20 protein-coding genes and 1 pseudogene are annotated in these 18,768 nt (G+C 43.0%); 4 read left to right on the top strand and 17 right to left on the bottom strand.

Features of this window, described 5'->3' with window-relative positions:
- Positions 1 to 46 precede the first annotated feature (46 nt).
- The 3 genes from CST_RS01715 to CST_RS01705 all read left to right on the top strand — a co-directional run bounded on the left by CST_RS01715 (position 47) and on the right by CST_RS01705 (position 2,806).
- The gene (locus CST_RS01715; protein WP_015358089.1) at positions 47 to 1,036 is read left to right on the top strand and encodes a DnaD domain protein; all 990 of its coding nucleotides are present in this window, start codon (positions 47 to 49) and stop codon (positions 1,034 to 1,036) included.
- 46 nt (positions 1,037 to 1,082) lie between these two features.
- Complete coding sequence (locus tag CST_RS01710) at positions 1,083 to 2,111, top strand: ATP-binding protein (protein ID WP_015358088.1); 1,029 nt, start codon at positions 1,083 to 1,085, stop codon at positions 2,109 to 2,111.
- Positions 2,112 to 2,236: 125 nt separating this feature from the next.
- Positions 2,237 to 2,806, top strand: a complete 570-nt coding sequence (locus tag CST_RS01705) for a biotin transporter BioY (RefSeq protein ID WP_015358087.1) — start codon at positions 2,237 to 2,239, stop codon at positions 2,804 to 2,806.
- A gap of 2 nt (positions 2,807 to 2,808) precedes the next feature.
- Here the strand turns inward: CST_RS01705 and CST_RS01700 are convergent, their stop codons facing one another.
- The 10 genes from CST_RS01700 to CST_RS01660 form a co-directional block, all read right to left on the bottom strand.
- Positions 2,809 to 3,549, bottom strand: coding sequence for a class I SAM-dependent DNA methyltransferase (locus CST_RS01700; RefSeq protein WP_015358086.1), 741 nt, complete (start codon positions 3,547 to 3,549; stop codon positions 2,809 to 2,811).
- Positions 3,550 to 3,558: 9 nt separating this feature from the next.
- Positions 3,559 to 3,738 carry a small, acid-soluble spore protein, alpha/beta type gene (locus tag CST_RS01695; protein WP_479694036.1) on the bottom strand — a complete coding sequence of 60 codons (180 nt, stop codon included), beginning with the start codon at positions 3,736 to 3,738 and terminating at the stop codon, positions 3,559 to 3,561.
- A 33-nt stretch (positions 3,739 to 3,771) separates the two neighbouring features.
- The gene (locus tag CST_RS01690; RefSeq protein WP_015358084.1) at positions 3,772 to 5,001 is read right to left on the bottom strand and encodes a S41 family peptidase; all 1,230 of its coding nucleotides are present in this window, start codon (positions 4,999 to 5,001) and stop codon (positions 3,772 to 3,774) included.
- 161 nt (positions 5,002 to 5,162) lie between these two features.
- Entirely contained in the window at positions 5,163 to 6,335 is a 1,173-nt protein-coding gene (locus tag CST_RS01685; protein ID WP_015358083.1) for a murein hydrolase activator EnvC family protein, read from the bottom strand.
- Between the two features lie 106 nt (positions 6,336 to 6,441).
- On the bottom strand, positions 6,442 to 7,344 hold the full coding sequence (gene ftsX / locus CST_RS01680; protein ID WP_015358082.1) for a permease-like cell division protein FtsX: 903 nt from the start codon (positions 7,342 to 7,344) through the stop codon (positions 6,442 to 6,444).
- Entirely contained in the window at positions 7,334 to 8,020 is a 687-nt protein-coding gene (gene ftsE / locus CST_RS01675) for a cell division ATP-binding protein FtsE (protein WP_015358081.1), read from the bottom strand. Before ftsE ends, ftsX begins: the two co-directional genes overlap by 11 nt.
- Before the next feature lie 42 nt (positions 8,021 to 8,062).
- Positions 8,063 to 9,145, bottom strand: a complete 1,083-nt coding sequence (locus tag CST_RS01670) for a PucR family transcriptional regulator (protein ID WP_015358080.1) — start codon at positions 9,143 to 9,145, stop codon at positions 8,063 to 8,065.
- Between the two features lie 142 nt (positions 9,146 to 9,287).
- A complete protein-coding gene (ytxC, locus tag CST_RS01665) occupies positions 9,288 to 10,136 on the bottom strand; it encodes a putative sporulation protein YtxC (RefSeq protein ID WP_015358079.1) in 849 nt (282 codons plus the stop codon).
- Positions 10,137 to 10,139: 3 nt separating this feature from the next.
- A complete protein-coding gene (locus tag CST_RS13460) occupies positions 10,140 to 10,292 on the bottom strand; it encodes a hypothetical protein (RefSeq protein WP_015358078.1) in 153 nt (50 codons plus the stop codon).
- 45 nt (positions 10,293 to 10,337) lie between these two features.
- Positions 10,338 to 11,111, bottom strand: a complete 774-nt coding sequence (locus CST_RS01660) for a protein-glutamine gamma-glutamyltransferase (RefSeq protein WP_015358077.1) — start codon at positions 11,109 to 11,111, stop codon at positions 10,338 to 10,340.
- A 247-nt stretch (positions 11,112 to 11,358) separates the two neighbouring features.
- Between CST_RS01660 and CST_RS13880 the strand changes: the two are divergent.
- Positions 11,359 to 11,810 (top strand): annotated as a pseudogene (locus tag CST_RS13880) (ATP-binding cassette domain-containing protein); the annotation flags it as partial.
- On the opposite strand, the gene CST_RS01650 reads toward CST_RS13880, so the two are convergent.
- From CST_RS01650 to CST_RS01625, 7 genes are all read right to left on the bottom strand, one after another.
- Positions 11,788 to 12,435: a hypothetical protein gene (locus CST_RS01650; protein WP_237266360.1), complete on the bottom strand. Its 648-nt coding sequence runs from the start codon at positions 12,433 to 12,435 to the stop codon at positions 11,788 to 11,790. The pseudogene CST_RS13880 and the gene CST_RS01650 sit on opposite strands and share 23 nt — an antisense overlap.
- Positions 12,436 to 12,580: 145 nt before the next feature.
- The gene (locus tag CST_RS01645) at positions 12,581 to 13,237 is read right to left on the bottom strand and encodes an HAD family hydrolase (protein WP_015358074.1); all 657 of its coding nucleotides are present in this window, start codon (positions 13,235 to 13,237) and stop codon (positions 12,581 to 12,583) included.
- A gap of 58 nt (positions 13,238 to 13,295) precedes the next feature.
- Complete coding sequence (gene pepT, locus CST_RS01640) at positions 13,296 to 14,519, bottom strand: peptidase T (RefSeq protein ID WP_015358073.1); 1,224 nt, start codon at positions 14,517 to 14,519, stop codon at positions 13,296 to 13,298.
- Between the two features lie 62 nt (positions 14,520 to 14,581).
- A complete protein-coding gene (locus CST_RS13455) occupies positions 14,582 to 14,725 on the bottom strand; it encodes a hypothetical protein (RefSeq protein WP_015484850.1) in 144 nt (47 codons plus the stop codon).
- 143 nt (positions 14,726 to 14,868) lie between these two features.
- Positions 14,869 to 15,546: a V-type ATP synthase subunit D gene (locus CST_RS01635; RefSeq protein WP_015358071.1), complete on the bottom strand. Its 678-nt coding sequence runs from the start codon at positions 15,544 to 15,546 to the stop codon at positions 14,869 to 14,871.
- A gap of 39 nt (positions 15,547 to 15,585) precedes the next feature.
- Positions 15,586 to 16,965 carry a V-type ATP synthase subunit B gene (locus CST_RS01630; RefSeq protein ID WP_015358070.1) on the bottom strand — a complete coding sequence of 460 codons (1,380 nt, stop codon included), beginning with the start codon at positions 16,963 to 16,965 and terminating at the stop codon, positions 15,586 to 15,588.
- A complete protein-coding gene (locus CST_RS01625) occupies positions 16,965 to 18,737 on the bottom strand; it encodes a V-type ATP synthase subunit A (protein WP_015358069.1) in 1,773 nt (590 codons plus the stop codon). Before CST_RS01625 ends, CST_RS01630 begins: the two co-directional genes overlap by 1 nt.
- Positions 18,738 to 18,768: the final 31 nt, after the last annotated feature.

Raw genomic sequence — 18,768 nt, 5'->3', positions numbered from 1 at the left:
TGAATTTCGGAGCATCTTTAATTATTTTGACGAATGGAGAATAGTCATGGAATTTCAAATTTCCAATGATATGCTGTTTTCGGACACACTCGTTCCTGATGTTTTTATTTGCGATATTATGCCGTCACTTCCTTCCGACTGCGTGAAGGTTTATATATACGGGCTTTATCTGTGCAAATATAATAAAAACATATCACTGGACGATTTTGCAAAAAACCTTGGTTTGTCAACGGACGCATTAAACGCTGCGCTGGTAATGCTTGAAAACGAAGAACTGATTGTCCGTACCCACACGGGAATAACTTTTGTCAGTGTAAAGGAAAAGGTTTTAAACCGCCTGTACCGCAGGAAAGAAGAATCCACTCCTGAAGAGGCGCTGTCCAATACCCAGTATAACCAGCGCAGGCATCAGTGCATTCAGTCAATGAATCAGATGTTTTTTCAGGGAAGTATGCCTACAAGCTGGTACACTTTCATAGACAATCTGTTTAATCAGTACAACTTTGACGAAGATGTTATGATTTCGCTGTTTCAATACTGCTATAACAGAAATGCACTGAACAGAAAATACATAGGCCAGGTTGCGGCCAGTTGGGCAAAACGGAATATCACAACCCATATCGAGCTGGAAAAATATATGGAAATATTCCAGAGAACAAAGGATCTGAGCTATCAAATTGCAAAAGTATTGAGGCTTCACAGAAGTCTTACCGTATATGAGGAGGAATTTGTCGATATATGGGCAAACCAGTACGGTTACGGCATGGATATTATAGAATTGGCCCTTCAGAAAATGTCGGGCAAGTCCAACCTGAATTTCAGGTATATACATAAGATTCTGACCGACTGGCACAATGCGGGCTTAAAAACAAAAGAAGCCGTTATTGCTTATTTGTCCAAAAAAGAGGCAACGACGGCAGCGTCAAAGGCCGAAACTGCCGTTTCCGCTGAGAAAGTGCCCCAGAAAAGCAATTTCTGGCAAAGAGAATACAGTGATGATTTTTATGAAAAACTCAAGAATTCCACTTTTAAATGAAAATTTTGTTTAAATATGCCTACCACAAAACACACAGGAGGAATTTATGAACAGTAACTGGGAAGAACTAAAAAGGGAATTTTTCAAACGCCGAGAGAACGCATTAGCCGCCCGTGATCAGAGGAAGGAAGAAGTTTACAGAAAAGTGCCTGAAATAAGGAAACTGGATCAGCAGATAGCAGAGCTGGGCCTGTCTTTTAACCGTGAGGCGATAAAACAGGAACTGCCCCCTGAAAGCGTACGGCTGTTTGAAGAAAAAATAAAGCGGCTGACTGAACAGAAGAAAAAACTCCTGACCGAAAACGGATTCCCGGAAAATTATCTTGAAGTGGAATATACCTGCAAAAATTGCAATGATACCGGTTTTGTCCTTGACGATGAGGGAAAGCCCACCACTACGCCGTGTTACTGCTACCGCCAGCTTCTGATTGAAAGGCTTTACGACGTTTCAAACCTTAACAGTGACGGGCAGACGGGGTTTGAGTTTTTTAACGAAAAATATTACTCGGATAAAACCGATGAGAATTCAAATGTTAAGGTTTCTCCAAGAGCCCAGGCCTTAAGGGTGAAACAAAAATGCCTCGATTTTGTCAATAATTTTGAAAATACCTCTTATCCCAACCTTTATTTTACAGGGCCTACAGGGGTAGGAAAAACTTTCCTTTCAAAGTGCATTGCAATAGAAGTTTTGAAAAAGGGGCATACTGTCCTGTACTTGCCTGCTCCCGCAATGTTTGACATCATTTACAGAAGCAAATACCAGTTTGACGGAAACACACAGGATAATGCTTACCAGAACATACTCAATACCGAACTGCTCATAATAGACGACCTGGGCACCGAGTCGCCGAGCGCGGCCAAATATACAGAACTGCTTACAATTTTGAACTACAGAAGCGCAAGAAATGTAACTACTCCGTGCAAAACCATATTATCAACAAACCTTGAACCGCAGGACCTGCACAAAATTTATTCCGAACGCGTAGAGTCGCGCATACTCGGGGAATTTGACATTTTGTATCTTTTCGGCGATGATATACGCTTAATCAAAAGATTTTTGAATGACAACGTCTGAAAAATATAAAGGCCAATTTTGTTAACCTTTTTAAATTTTTAGTTGACATTTCTGCAAAGTTTTTGTATCATCATTACAGACATCCGGATGTTAGTATTTATTATAAGCATTTTCCGGGGTGGTTAATGATGATACGGCGTGTAAATACCAAAAATATGATTCTTACGGCGTTTTTTACCGCTCTTATCGCAGTCGGAGCTTTCATCAAAATCCCAAATCCCTTTTTCCCTGTTCCGTTTACGTTGCAGGGCGTGTTTTGTGCCCTTGCGGGGCTTCTTCTCGGCTCAAAATACGGCTCACTGGCGGTTACCGTTTACATCATCATGGGGCTTCTCGGCTTGCCTGTGTTCACGGCACCAGCCGGCCCTCAATATATTTTTCAGCCCACTTTCGGCTTTTTACTGGGCTTTATCGCCACGGCATACATCATAGGGAAGGTTTCGGAATTAAATGAAGAATTTACATACACAAAGGCATTTGCATCATCGTACGCCGGCCTTTTTGTCCAGTACGCGTTAGGAATATCATACATGTATGTAATCTATAACTTTTATAACAAAAGCCCAATTGGTTTTTGGGCTCTTGTCTCGGCTATGTCGCTTTATTTTCTGAAAGACATAATATTATATTCGGTGGTGGCTTCGGTATCGGTTGTTCTAAGGAAAAGTCTTTCACCAATACTTCAGGAAAGGTAACATTATCTTGTCGCAACGAAAAAGCAGCGCTCGGAATTTTCGCGGGGCGGATTCTTGGTGTATTCGTCAAAAATCCCCATAAGTTTCAGCCCCGCTTCCTGAAGTGCCGATTTTACTTCTTCAAAATTCCAAGCTTTTTGTTGCTGCTCCTCCTCAAACCTTTTGTAAAGATCCCCTGATTCCTTTACAAACAATGTCAAATCAAAGGAACAAATCCGGGTATCCCTGTCATAGGTATTCTGCCATATATACGCTATATCTTCCCCGATCTCGTAGAAAAAATTGTTTCCGAGAATACTTTCCAGCTTGTACGGCGTATTCATGTCAAAAATAAAAAGGCCACCGGGATTCAGATAGTTTCTTACAAGGCTGAAAACCAATTTCAGCTCGCCGTAATCGGTAATGTAATTCAGGCTGTCCAGCGTGCACAGAATGGCGTCAACCGTCCCGTAAAGTTCAAAATTCCGCATGTCCTGGCAAACCCACAGCGGGAACACCTGAGCTTCGCCCGATTTTTCAACAGCGCAGTTCAGCATGTCCTCCGATGCATCAATGCCAATCATGTCATAACCACGCTTCGCCAGTTCCAGAGTGAGACTGCCGGTTCCGCACGCCAGATCAAGCAGAAGTTTTGGTTTTTCGGCCATGTATTCCGAAAAAAGGCTTTCGATGTAATCAGCCATCTTTGAATAATCTACGTCTTTTGTAAGAAGATCATAAACATAGGCAAAATCGCTGTACATTCCGACCCCTTATCCCAATTTTTTTCTCTTTGCCATTAATCCGCCTATCCGGCCGGTTTCTTTGGCACTAAGGCTTTTCCAGCCCTCTTTCTGTACTTTTTCCAACAGACCAAGTTCTTTCGCAATTTCCAGCTTCAGTTTCTCATTTTTCTTTGATGCCATAAATAACCACCTCGTAGAGTATATTATACCCCTACGGTTATGTGGCTATTCAGCAAAAGATTATTTGTTATGCTCTTTTTCCGAAATTAACCTGCTTACCTCGTCAATCGCCCTTAGCAACTGTTTGTCCTCGCCCTCGGGGATTTCGTCTATGCTGTAATACCTGTATTTTTCATCATTGCTGACTTCAATGTCGGGGGTGACACCGACTCCGTGTATTGAAACGCCTGAAGGAGTAAAATATCTTGCCGTGGTGAATTTCAGCCCGGCGTTTCCTTCAAGCGGGATTATGGTCTGAACAAGCCCTTTTCCAAATGTGGTTTTGCCAATCAGCGTACCCTTGCCGTATTCCTTTATTGCTGCCGAAAGAATTTCGGAAGCACTGGCGCTGTACTCGTTTATCAGCACAACCAGCGGCATATTTAGTTCACCTGAGCCCGATTTCTCCTCCTGTCTGTTTCCGTTCCTGTCCTCGGTATAAACAATCAGTCCTTCCGGCACTATAAAATCGGCCATGCGAACCACCTGGCTGTAATCCCCGCCGGGATTGTTCCTGAGATCAAGAATCAGCCCTTTCGCACCCGCTGCTATAAGTTTATTCACATGATTAACAAAGTCCTGCGCAATGTCTTCATCAAACAGCTTCAGCTGAATATACCCTATGTCGTCATTAATCATTCTGCTCTCAATGTACTGAATATTAATTACTTTCCTGACCATCGAAAGTTCCACGTAATTATTGATTTCAGGTCTGTAAACCATAAGCACAACTTCGGTATCGGGCAATCCCTTTATTTTCTGAACAATCAGGTTTAGATCTGTTATTTCGGTCACGTCTTCCCCGTTTACCATGACAATCTTGTCCCCGTTGCGCATTCCGGCCGCTTTAGCCGGTGAGTTGTCAAATATGTCTGCAACGGTGGCCAATCCGTCGTCATCCATAAACACCGTCACGCCTATGCCCACGTAACTGCCGGTTTGCTGTTCCATAAAGCTTTTCATCATATCGGGAGTGTAGTATACGGTATACGGATCGCCGACTGCCTCGACCATCCCTTTTATGGCCCCTTCAAGCAGCACATCTTCGTCTATCTCTTCATAATAGCTGTTAAGCAGCAGTGATTTAACCTTGTTAAAATTTATAATGTTCTCCCTTGACACATTCTGGCTGAATATTATTTCATACTTCGGGCTAAGCGCGTCAAAAACGTTACGGGTGAAAAAACCTGCAACAAAAAAAGTAACGGCTATTACAACACATATTACTGCGGTTAACCAATTTTTTCTCATTTCAACACATCCCATTCTTTATTAATATAAAAATTATGATCAATAAAGCAAATCCTTAGTAAATATATATTTACCATGTTTATCAAAAAGTCTTACATATATAAAGAAAATACCCGGTTACCCGGGATTTCGGTAAGGTTCTATTTTAACCAGAATTACTGTTATGGTTTTACATACTCAAGCGGATTCTGCGGAACTCCGTTCACTCTCACTTCAAAATGCAGGTGCGGACCGGTTGCAACGCCTGTCTGACCCGCCTTCGCTATTACCTGTCCCGCCTTAACCTGCTGCCCCGTCGTCACCAGAATACCACGGTAGTTTATATGGGCGTACAATGTAGTAATGCCGCTTCCGTGGTCAATAATTATGCAGTTCCCGTATCCATCACGCGTTCCTGCAAAAATAACGACTCCATCTGCGGCCGCGACAATTTCTTCGTTCAATGATGCCCCTATGTCTATACCGGTATGTTTTTTGTAAACTTTATAAATCGGATGGAGCCTAGTGCCAAACGTAGAACTGATGGTTTTGTTCGACGGCATCGGCCATACCATTTTACCGCCGAATTTCAGGTTGCTTTTGCTCTGCAAACTTTTAATCAATTTCTCAAGCTCTTTTGATTCCTTCTCCAGTAATGCTTCCTTTCTCTCGTACTCTTCCTTACTTTCTATATCCTTTTTAATTGACGCTTCCAGCGAAGATCTGGAGATTTCAAGCTCTTTTATCCGCTGGGCATAGCGTCTTGCTTCTTCCACACAGTTGTCAATCTCATCCTGCCTCATTTGTTTCAGTTCCTCAAGTTCATTCTTTTTCTCCCTGATGTTGTTTAAAAGCATTCTGTCGTATTCGCCGATCTGGTTCATAAGTTTTACGCGTATAAAGAACTCATTCCAGTCACTACTCTTTAAAAGCTCATCAAGTTTCCATACCGTACTGGAACGCTTGTACATAACACGCAGACGCTCTTTTAATAAATCTTCCTGCTGCGCCAGTTCGGCCTCTTTTATCGCAATCGCCTCATTAAGGGAATCAATGGCCGATTCGAGAAGCTGAATTTTCTGCTCAATTTCGGACTGTTTAAGACCCAATTCTTCAAGCTCTTTTATTATCTGATTGCGTTTATACTGTTTCCAGTTTATATCTTCGCTTATTTTCTGGATTTGCTTTTTGTAATAGGATAAATCAGATTTTTTGGCATTTAACTGTTTCTGGTACTGTGAAATGTCGTCGGCAAAAGAACTGAACATCATTACAACTGCCAATGAAAGCACAATCACTATATACCCCGTGCATTTTATCCCCGTTGTAAATTTTACATGTTTATCATGCCTCATTTTTGTCCTCCTGCACTGTTATTTATCTGTGGTTTATTCTGTTCGGTCAGCTTTTACTTCGCATGAGGGAAAAAATCATTTCAGTTAAATTATACATAAACAGGCATTAAACATTCAAGTGTCTTCTTACCGAAATTACACTTCCTATGCTCCCCATCACTACTCCTATAATCGCGTAAATTACGAAAATCTGACCGCCAACGTTCCCCAATGAAACAATTTTAATCAAGTCGCTGATCCCATATTCCACCGCATGGGAATTCACAAAGGATTCAACCGAATTATAAAGATAGCTTGTCAGTATAAAAGCTATAAGTGCACCGGTAAAACCGATAATTATACCCTCTATGATAAACGGCCAGCGGATAAACCAGTCGCTTGCTCCAATATATTTCATTATTTCAATTTCCTTACGCCTTGCATAAACCGTAAGTTTTATTGTATTTGCTATGATTGACACCGATACAATCAAAAGCAGCGTAAGCACAACCATACTGCCGGCATTAATCCAGTTCAGAACCGTGCTGAGCTTCTTCAGCGATTCATAAGGGTAATTTACATCTTCCACGCCGTCCAGTTTGCTTATTTCTTCCGTAAATGCGGCGCTCTCTTCCACATTTTTAAGGTGTATTCTGAAAGACTCGCTTAAAAAATCAGGGGTGAGCCCATCAAGAATGTCCGAATCTTCAAGATATATATTAATAAGCTGGGCATATGCCTGCTCTTTTGTTATTTTCGTATAGGTCAAAACACGCTCGTCGTTTTTAATCTTTAACTCCACATTTGAGGCTTCAAACTCGGTAGCATCGGGTTTGAGAAAAACAACTATCTCCATCTGCGCTTTGAGACGGTTAATGTTATATGAAAAGTTTATAATAAGCATAAGAAATATTCCGAATATTATAAGCGAAGCAATTACGGTTGACACCGACGCAAGCGACATTAACAGGTTTCTGTATGTATTTGCAAAACCTTCCTTTACCATGTATTTCATTGTTCTAATCTTCATTTGTATAATTCCCTTCCTGCACGTCCCTGATAATTCTTCCGCGTTCGAGGTTAAAAACTCTTTTTTTCATATGATCCACTATGCTTTTCTCATGGGTTGCCACAATAACCGTTGTTCCCCGCTGATTAATCTCATCAAGCAAATTCATGATTTCCCAGCTTGTCTCAGGATCCAGGTTACCTGTCGGCTCGTCCGCGATCAGAACGGACGGGTTATTTACAATAGCCCTCGCTACAGCTACCCTTTGCTGTTCCCCTCCAGAAAGCTCGTCCGGAAATGCTTTTGCTTTTTTGCTCAATCCGACAAGCGCAAGGGCGACAGGCACCTGTCTGCGTATTTCCTTCGGGGAAGCCTCCACTACCTGCATTGCAAAGGCGACATTTTCATAAACGGTTTTGTTGGGAAGAAGCCTGAAGTCCTGGAAAACCACTCCTAATCCCCTTCTTAAGTACGGCACTTCCCTTCTCGGCATGTCATGTATGCTAAATTCGTTAACATAGACTTCACCTTCGGTGGGTACTTCCTCGCGGAGCATCAGTTTAAGCAATGTTGATTTTCCAGATCCGCTCGGCCCCACTACAAAGACAAACTCACCTTTTTCTATCTTGAACGTTGCATTTTGCAGCCCGACACAACCATTAGGATAGATTTTGGTAACATTTCTAAATTCAATCAATTTCCTTCATCCTTTGTTAATGAATTTTCAATTTCCCGTATCTTATTTGCTTGTTTCATCAAGATACCTCTTGACCATCATGGCCACCTTAAACAGCATGGCGTCTTCAAACTTGCGCAAATCCATGCCTGTAAGCTTCTGAATCTTGTCCAGCCTGTAAACAAGGGTATTCCTATGTACAAACAGCTGTCTTGAAGTTTCGCTGACATTAAGGCTGTTTTCAAAAAACTTCTTAATTGTGATCATTGTTTCCTGATCTATCTGTTCATAAACATTGTCCTTAAAAACTTCATTCAGGAACAGTTTGCAAAGAGTTGTAGGAAGCTGATAAATTAAGCGGCCAATCCCCAAATGATTGTAATCTATTATGTCCTTGTCGGTCTCAAAAATCTTGCCTATCGCGAGCGCAGTCTGGGCATCCTTATAGGAACGGGAAATATCACGGAGCCTGGTAACCTCTGAGCCTATTCCCACCGATGCTTTAACCATCAGCTCAGTATTCAGCGTATCTATTATAATCCTCGCCTTGCGGTAAATATCCTCTTCGGTTTCCTTTTCCTTCAATTCCTTTACCAATACGGTGTTCTGATCGTCGAGAAGCACGACGAAATCCTTTGAATCGTTCGGAAAAAGGCTTTGTATTATGTTATATGCATGAATATCCTTGGATTTCTCAGTATGAATTGAATACACTATTCTTCGCACATCGTCCTTAACTCTCAGCTCTTTTGCCCTAAGGGAAATATCGCCGGGTAAAATGTTGCCCAGAACCACATTTTTTATAAAATTATTCTTGTCGAATTTTTCCTCATAGTACAGCCTTGCATTCTCTATCGAAAGACAAATAAGTTCCATCGCCTTTTTACGGTCCTGCAAATTACCGTAAACTACAGCAATAAAATCCAGATTGCCCTTGCTTTCACCGACCTTCATGAAAGCGGCATTTTCGGTCTCGGCGTACTGTTCATTCGATTCAATAAATTCCATTACCTCTTCGTTGCATTCCCCTACCGCATTCCTTCTTGTACTGGCAAAAACTGTACCGTTGGTGTCGGTTATGTCCACGTCGCAACCAAGTATCTCCTTTACGCGATAGACAAGAGACTGAAAAATCTTAGCCGACAAAAAAATACCCCCATTCCGTCCCTTCCAAAATATCCAAAGGAATGAGACATTTTTGTGCATTTTCACCTATACATTATACAACAAACATTTTTTGATTTACAAGGTTTTGAAGATAAATAAAAAACGGAAATTGTCAACCCCCTCAATCATTAAATGCCGTTACCCTGCCTGAAAAAACCTGCATTATCGTGTCTATGAGCTCTTTATTTCTGATTTCGGATATATTGTGCATAATTATTTGTCTTGGAGCGGCAGAAATAAGGAAACTTATTAAAAGATCCTCCTCTTTTATTATTCCGTCAGCCTGTTCCCCCGCCAGTTCCAGTAAATACTGATCCGATATTCTTTCCATGTTTTCGTCATATAAAGAAAATCCGGAATCTTTTTCCGCAATTATATGAACACACCTGAATTTTGGTTTCTGCATCTGCACGAAACATGTCAAAAGCTTTATAAATTCCTGATATTCCTTTTCAATCAAATATTGCCTTACTGCCCAATCCATTACTTCCTCAAGCTCTTTGACATATTCCTGCATCCTGAATGTTACAAATCCCTCAAGAATTATATGATCATTCTGGTTCAGAAAATCGGCAAGTTTCCTTGTAACCAGATTTTTTCTCCTTATTTTCAAAATTGTGTCAAACAAATTCTGACTTCCATCCCTTATTTTTTTCTGCGCTATATTAATAATTTCCCTGCGTTCATCGGGTTTTAAATACCCATAATTCTTTTTGGCTATACGTTTTAACAACATATCGTCATATGCGGTTATTAAATATTCCGCCAGAACCTGGGACAAATGTTCGACAAAAGTCTTATCACCGGAAAACTTACCTTTGCAGGTGCATTCTACGGCTATGAGGCCGTTTTCCTCCTCATGGTTTACTTTGAATAATTCGCCGTCGTTACTTGTTTCAACAAGTTCCTTTTGCAAAAAATTCAAAAGTTCACCGGCTCCGTCACCTGCTGTAATACGGACAGGCTGCATATTTCACACTTCCTTTCTCAGGTGTAGTATATGAAGGTCTGAAAGTGCGTATACTTTCGGCGCATATGTAAATAATGTTAAGAGATATTTTGACATTGTTGTTATTTTTACGACATAAACATTCATAACTTCACCCTTTTTAATTACCTGTCTCAAAAATTGTTTCAGGCAGGCTTAACAAAGCCAGCTTTTATATACTATTCATTCCTGAGGCCTTAGGTGCCAGAACAACAATTGCTCGCCAAGATACTTAAAATCCGGCTTTACTATCAAATCTGCAAGATAGGCAGACCGTTCGGATCCGGTTATCCTGTTTCTGTTCAAATCCCGTATAATTCCATCAGCTGTTTTTATGCCAATACCGTGTCCATAATAATAACCGTTCAAAAGTTTTATTACATTTTCGCCCTGCCATTCAGGAGTATCGGGATTAACATCGGGATTTTTAAAATACAGGCAGTCTCCGGGTATTGCATCTTTGACCCCGCGGTAGTTCCGGACTCCCAGATCCTTGTCCAGGTATTTCCAGTCCATAAGATATATGTCCGGGAACAGCCTGTCGAACAACTCCCTCGGTAAAACTTCAGTCAGTGCAAGATAAAATACTATTACGATCGCGGTTGCGCATTCCGTCCCATACAATCTGCTGTTCCTGAGAATGTCTCTTACTGCGTCATATGCGCTGACGTTTTTTTTCAGGCGGAAACCTCCTTCTTCCGTCCTGTCCCAGTATCGTTTGTTGCATACTGAGTCCTTGAAAAGCCTGAAGGAAAAGAAGCTGTTGTTAAGCCGTTCAGAAGCTCTTACTATCTCTTTCCTGGTTTTAACCTCAAAGTCAAAAAGCTGCTCATCTTTGTATGTAAAAACAGTACCCGCCTTAAGCATCATATCCGCTATCTGATATTTTGTCTCATCCTGTCCGAACATGGCCGTCAGCCTGTCTTCAGTGACAATGTTTCTTCCTATTAAAATCATGTAATCCCACCTTTACATAATGCCTTACTTCATCATATGTACAAGGTGTCAAAATGGTAATGCAGGATGTTTAAACTTTGAAAAGAAAATTGATGAGGTTGGTAACGGAGGATGTAAATATGGTTCAGAAAGTTAAAGAAAAACCGGCTTATGAGCTTATCCAGGAATTCCTTCAAACATGAAACGCCTGGGATTTTTGAAAAGGAAATTGCGTTTATAATTGCAAAAATGGAGGGAGGTGCTGACAATGCATAACATCCTCGAATGCGAAAATCTGTCCAAATACTTTGGCCCGGTCAAAGCCGTTGATTCGGTGACACTGAGTATCCCAAAAGGCAGAATTGTAGGCCTTCTGGGACCAAATGGCAGCGGTAAGACGACATTTATAAAGATATGTAACAATCTTCTTCCCCCAACCGCAGGCAAAATACGTATCGGCGGTTTTGAGCCGGGTGTTGAAACCAAGAAAATCGTGTCTTACCTGCCCGAAAAAAAAACTATCTGAACAACTGGATGAAAGTTTCAGAAATACTTAACTTTTTCAGGGATTTCTATGATGATTTCAATGTGGACAAAGCTTATGACATGCTGGGCAAGTTAAAAATCGATGCAAAACCAGGCTGAAAACCCTGTCAAAGGGAACAAAGGAAAAAAGTTAAGCTGATTCTTGTACAGATCATTTCATGTTTTCTCTATATTTCAGCAGCTTGTCTTTAATCGAATCATTTTCGTCAAATTCTATACCTGCGCCGTATAGCCAGGGAAAGTCTTCTCTCCTGGTTACTATCCGGCTTTCGGTACTGTACTCCGGTTCTCCCTGTTCCGTGCTAAGCAATAATATGCTTTTGTCCAGGTACTCATTGATTTTATTATAGAAGGACGCCATTTCCTCTATGTCAAATTCACCCGTCCGGCCTGTTATATCGAAAGATACCTCACCCTTGTCAACTGTACTTTCCGTACCGTCGCTGTCAATTGAAAACAGCTCATAGGAATAGCTTCCCCAGCCCTGGTTCATATATGGATTATACCTTAACAGGAGATTTCTGCCGTCAACGGTACACAGATAAACCGAATTCCATCCGGCATGGGGTATGCCTGCCGATTCCTTCCAGATGGTTTTACCGTCTGCGTTCATGATTTTGAGAATAATCTCCTGTGTTTCTTCGGCCGCCGACAAATCCAGCACAATTTTCTCGTTTATTCCGTCATTGGTAAGATCGGCATAACCGGCAACAACAATTTTTTCACGGTCATAATAGCCGTTTTCCGAAGGCACGGCATCCAATTCCCGTTCAGTTATTTCATTACCGTCAATACTCACTTCTTTTCCTGCCGGCTCATCAGAAAAACACGACGCAAGAAAAAAACATGACATTAAAACGGCACAAAAAAAAAATAACTGAATGTTTTCAAATCAATCCTCTCCCGGAACCATTATTCTGCAGTATGCCGGCAGTGTTTAAAAGTCATGTGCAGATACTGCATATATATTCGTAATTCAGTTTTCGCATATCGTCCACTGTAACAAAGGCTTTCGACAGGTCCTGGCTGCCTGAATTCGGGTTGACAAATCCGATACACCTGATGCCCGCCCTGTATGCCGCCTCAACTCCCGGTGATGAGTCCTCTATTACAACACATTCTCCGGGCTCTGCTCCCAATAAATCCGCGGCTCTTAAAAAAATATCGGGTTCAGGCTTGCTTTTTTCCAGTTCCTCGCCGCTGACGACAACCTGGAAATATTTCTGCATATCAAGCTTCTTTATGACTGCCTCTATAAATGCCCTCGGCGATGAAGAGGCAACTGCCAATAGTACACCATGCGAAACCAGGTCACAAACCAGTTCTTTTACGCCGTCAATCGGCCGAAGCGGTGCTTCATCCAGCGTCTCAAGCAGTAATTTGTTTTTTATATTCAACAGTTTCTCTATGCTGTAATCAAGGTTAAATCTTTTCTTTACATCGGCAAGCATCTCGGGATTTGACACTCCCACATACCGGCTGAGAAATCTTTCATCAACATTCAGGCCAAGACTGCTCAGCAGCTTTTTGTCAATACTGAAATGTATCGGCTCGCTGTCAATCAGGACACCGTCCATGTCAAAAATAACCGCTTTCAGCATCTGAAACGTCCCAACCCTTTCAGGATACCATAAAAACCTTTCTATAGACTATAAGTATTCATTTTGCCGCAAGTTCCGCTATTCTGATAATCACTTCAACGGCCTTCTTCATCGAATTAACCGATACAAATTCGAACTTGCCGTGATAATTCTGTCCGCCTGTAAAAATATTCGGTGTTGGGATGCCCATATACGAAAGCCTTGCTCCGTCTGTACCGCCCCTGATTGGAGTTACAACCGGCTTAACCCCGGATTGCTCCATTGCCTTTTTGGCCAAATCCACAACATGCATAACGGGTTCTATCTTTTCCTTCATGTTGTAATACTGATCCTTCATTTCAAGAACAACCGTACCCTCACCGTATTTATAATTAATAAAGTCCACAATTTCCCCGATTAGTTTCTTCCTTTCGCTGAACCTTTTCATGTCGTGATCCCGGATAATATAATACAATGAAGTTTTTTCAACGTCACCCTCGATATTGTTCAGATGGAAGAAACCTTCATAGCCTTCGGTATGAGACGGCGTTTCGGCGGCGGGAAGCATGGAATTCAGCTCCATTGCTATGAGGATTGAATTTTTCATCCTGTTTTTTGCACTTCCCGGATGCACATTTACTCCGTTCACGGTGATCTTTGCATATGCCGCATTAAAGTTTTCATACTCAATCTGGCCTTCAATACCGCCGTCAACGGTATAGGCAAATTCCGCGCCGAACTTTTTCACATCAAAATGATCCACTCCCCTGCCTATCTCTTCATCAGGGGTAAAGGCAATTTTTATTGTACCGTGCTTAATTTCAGGATGTTTTATCAGGTATTCAGCAGCAGTTACTATTTCGGCAATTCCGGCCTTATCGTCGGCACCAAGAAGGGTTGTTCCGTCAGTAACAATAATATCATGCCCCTTTACGGTGAGCATGTTCGGGAATCGCTCCACCGACAGAACAATATTCTTTTCACTGTTCAGCACTATGTCACCGCCGTCATAATTCTCAATAATACGTGGTTTAACATTTGCCCCCGTCATGTCAGGGCTTGTATCCATATGGGCAATAAAACCTATCACCGGCACTTTTTTTTCGGTATTTCCATTCAGAGTTGCGTATACGTACCCGTTCCGATCGATTTCCGCATCCTTAAGACCTATCTGGCGCAGCTCTTCCACCAGGTATTTCCCGAACTCATACTGCTTTTGGGTACTGGGACAGGTATCGGAGTTTTCGTCAGACTGCGTGTCAAAAGAAACATATTTTAAAAACCTTTCCACCAAAGCATCCATTCGCCAAACCTCCCGTGATTTTTCGTTTCAGGGTGTCAAGCCACTCTGTCAGTACGATATTATCAAACTTCATAATACAGTTCAACAACGGTCTGTACTTCTATCTGGTTTTGTCTTTTACGGCCCTTTGTACTGAAAAGGCCTTTCAGGTAGATTTTTACCGTTATTTGTGCAACATCGAAGCAAAAGTATTTACAATCAGCCATAAAAACCTAAAGGCAGCAGATGAAAAATCCGCATATAAAAAAAGCGGTATTCCCACTTAAATCGTTTTAAATACCGCTTTTTACGCGCAGAGTATATTTTCGGCACCTTTCCATACCAGACGGGAACTGCCTGCAACGCCCGGCTAAGGCCCTTCGCCGCCCTGCATTCTCTTACCGTAGCCATGAGCCTGTTCAAGCATCATGTCCTTAACCTTCATAAGACGCGTGAGATTTGAGCGTTCATTTTCATCCAGCTTCATCACAATATATTTTATCGTCTCTTCCAGGTTCGGTATCAGCACATATTCAAGAGCGTTTACACGGCGGCGGGTTTTCTCTATTTCGTCCGCAAGAAGCTGGGCAGACTTTTCAATTTCGGCAAGTTTCAACAATTTAGGAGTCAGTTCCGACAACGTTGAAATTGCCTCATCCAGCTCAGCGGTTGTATTTGCCAAACCGTAAGGGTAAATATCCCCTTCGCTGCCGATTTCGGCAGTAAACTCCAGCACAGGCACATCCACGCTCATAATATTCCGCGTGGAAGCATTAAGGTTTACCTCAATTTTCGGAAACATCAAGGCTTCCTCAACTATTTCAGAGCCCATCACCGCTCTTGCCATGACAAACCGGGAGTGAACCAGCATCAGCTTTTCTTCAACTTCTTCGCGCAGTGCTTTATTCTCGCGCACTATTTCCAGGAACTTTTTCATCAGTTCGTCCCGTTTGTCCTTCAGCAGCTTATGGCCTCTTTTGGCCATCTGAAGCCTTCTTTTCAACCCGGTTAACACCATTCTTGTGGGATTTACATTCATTCTGGCCATGAGAATAATCTCCTTGATGACTGTATTTATAATTCCAAATCATTTATCGCCGCGGGGCAGATACTTGTCAATATATTTCTGATCAATACGTTTAAGCTCGCTTACCGGAAGTATCGACAGCAATTTCCAACCAATATTCAGTGTGGTCTCAATATCCCTTTCGGTGTCAAACCCCTGTGATACATACTGCGCTTCAAATTCATCAGCAAATTTGGCATACAGCCTGTCAACATCGGTGAGCGCTGCATCACCCAGAATGGTGGCCAGTTCCTTGGCCTCTTTACCGCGGGCATATGCAGCAAACAACTGATTCATTGTGCTTGCATGATCCTCACGGGTTTTTCCTGCGCCTATACCCTTATCCTTAAGTCTTGACAAGGAGGGCAACACGTCAATAGGCGGAGTTATTCCTTTCTTATACAGTTCACGGCTCAGAATTATCTGCCCTTCCGTGATATAACCGGTAAGGTCGGGTATCGGGTGTGTTTTGTCATCCTCGGGCATAGTGAGAATGGGAATCAATGTAATACTGCCGTTGTAACCTTTCTTTCTTCCCGCACGCTCATACAGCGTGGCAAGGTCGGTATATAAGTAACCGGGATATCCGCGCCTTCCCGGCACTTCCTTGCGCGCGGCCGAAACCTCACGAAGTGCGTCAGCGTAGTTTGTTATATCGGTAATAATTACAAGAACATGCATGTCCTTTTCAAAAGCAAGGTATTCAGCCGCGGTCAGAGCCATTCTCGGCGTTGCAATACGCTCAACGGCAGGGTCATTGGCCAGGTTCATGAAAAGCACTGCCCGTTCAATGGCCCCTGTTTTCTTGAAATCATTAATAAAGAAATCGGCTTCTTCAAAAGTGATACCAACGGCACAGAATACAACGGCAAATTTGCTGTCTGTTCCCAGTACCTTTGCCTGCCGGGCTATCTGGGCGGCCAGTTGGGCATGGGGAAGACCCGAACCCGAGAAAATGGGCAGTTTCTGTCCACGTACAAGAGTATTCAGCCCGTCTATCGCAGAAATACCGGTCTGAATAAATTCCGACGGGTAGTCACGCGCTGCAGGATTAATCGGTGTACCGTTTATATCAAGCCTTTTTTCGGGTATTATTTCAGGGCCGCCGTCAATCGGCCTGCCAAGGCCGTCGAAAACACGGCCGAGCATATCCATCGAAACAGGAAGCTCAAGTCCACGGCCGAGAAAACGCACCTTACTGCTTGAAAGGTTTATTCCGACAGCGTTTTCAAAAAGCTGAACCAGTGCATTGGTTCCGTCAACTTCAAGGACCTTGCAGCGGCGTATTTCGCCGTTCGCCAGCTCTATCTCCCCAAGTTCATTATAAGTAACGCCTTCAACGCCCTGCACAAGCATTAAAGGCCCTGCCACTTCATATATCGAACGGTATTCCCTAAGCATCATTGTTCACCTTCCTTTGCCATCAGTGCACTCATTTGTTCAGCCAGTTCGTTTTCAATTCTCGTGAATTCTTCATCCACCCTGTCTTCACCGATATATTTTGCGCGGCCGATTTTTTCCACAACAGGAAGGCTGAACAGCTTCTTCAGTTCCACACCTTTGCCCACTGCTTCAAGGGACATGTGGTAATATGTCAAAATCAGCTTCAGCATTCTGTACTGTTTATTAAGAGTGGAATACGTATCCGTTTCATGGAAAGCATTCTGATGCAGATAATCTTCGCGTATTGAACGGGCCGCCTCCAGTGTCACCCTGTCCTTTGGCGATAGGGCGTCAATACCGACAAGCCGGACAATTTCTTCCAGTTCGGCCTCTTCCTGAAGAATTTTCATAACCTCGGCACGGTATTTGTTGAAATCCTTTGATATGTTTTTCTCATACCAGCTTTCCAGGCGATCGGTATAAAGAGAGTAACTTATAAGCCAGTTGATGGCCGGGAAATGCCGTTTATATGCGAGATTTGCGTCAAGCCCCCAGAACACCTTTACAATACGGAGGGTGGCCTGGGTTACAGGCTCGGACAAGTCCCCGCCGGGTGGCGAAACCGCACCGATTACAGACACCGAACCGGTACGCCTGTCGCTTCCGAGAGTAACAACCTTGCCCGCCCGTTCATAGAACTGGGCAAGCCTTGACGCAAGGTACGCAGGATATCCTTCTTCGCCGGGCATTTCTTCAAGACGGCCCGACATTTCTCTTAACGCCTCTGCCCATCTTGACGTCGAATCGGCCATTAAAGCCACAGAATATCCCATGTCCCTGAAATATTCGGCAATTGTTATCCCTGTGTAAATTGAAGCCTCACGAGCCGCAACAGGCATATCGGACGTATTTGCAATCAGTACCGTTCTTTTCATCAGCGGATGGCCTGTTTTTGGATCCTTAAGCTCAGGAAATTCCATTAAAACATCAGTCATTTCGTTACCGCGTTCGCCGCATCCTATATAAACAACCAAATCGGCATCTGCCCACTTGGCAAGCTGGTGCTGCACAACGGTCTTTCCGCTTCCGAAGGGACCGGGAATTGCCGCAACCCCGCCTTTGGCAATGGGAAACAATGTGTCTATTGTCCTTTGCCCCGTAATCATGGGCTCATCAGGCGCCAGTTTTTCCTTATAAGGCCTTTGCTTACGTACAGGCCATTTCTGCATCATTTTTACCGGCTTCAGTTCACCGTCTTTTGTCCGCACGGTGGCCACAATATCCTCTACCGTAAACTCTCCCTCTTTAATATCCTCAATCGTGCCCTCTATCCCGAAAGGTACCATAATTCGGTGCTCAAAAACTTCGTTTTCCTGAACGGTACCTATAATATCTCCGGCTACCACTTTGTCACCTTTGGCTTTGACAGGTTTGAACCCCCACTTTTTACTGCGGTCCAGAGCATTAATGTTAATACCCCTGGTTATGTTGGGTCCCACCTGCCTACGCATGACTTCCAATGGTCTTTGAATACCGTCATATATATTTTCCAGAAGCCCGGGACCAAGCTCAACGCTTAAAGGTTCGCCGGTGGATACAACCCTGCCTCCCGGTCCTAACCCCGAAGTTTCCTCATAGACCTGTATAGACGCTCTGTCGCCATGTATTTCAAGTATTTCGCCAATAAGCTCATAATCGCTTACGCGAACAACGTCGAACATATTGGCGTCTTTCATGCCCTCTGCAATTACCAGCGGACCCGCTACCTTAACTATTCTTCCCTGGCTCAATCCATATCCCTCTCTTTCAGTGCATAAATGC

This window comes from Thermoclostridium stercorarium subsp. stercorarium DSM 8532 (genome assembly GCF_000331995.1).
Taxonomy (GTDB): Bacteria; Bacillota; Clostridia; order DSM-8532; family DSM-8532; genus Thermoclostridium; species Thermoclostridium stercorarium.
The sequence above is the reverse complement of the archived record's forward strand: the minus strand, read 5'-3'. Positions and strand labels throughout refer to the sequence as shown.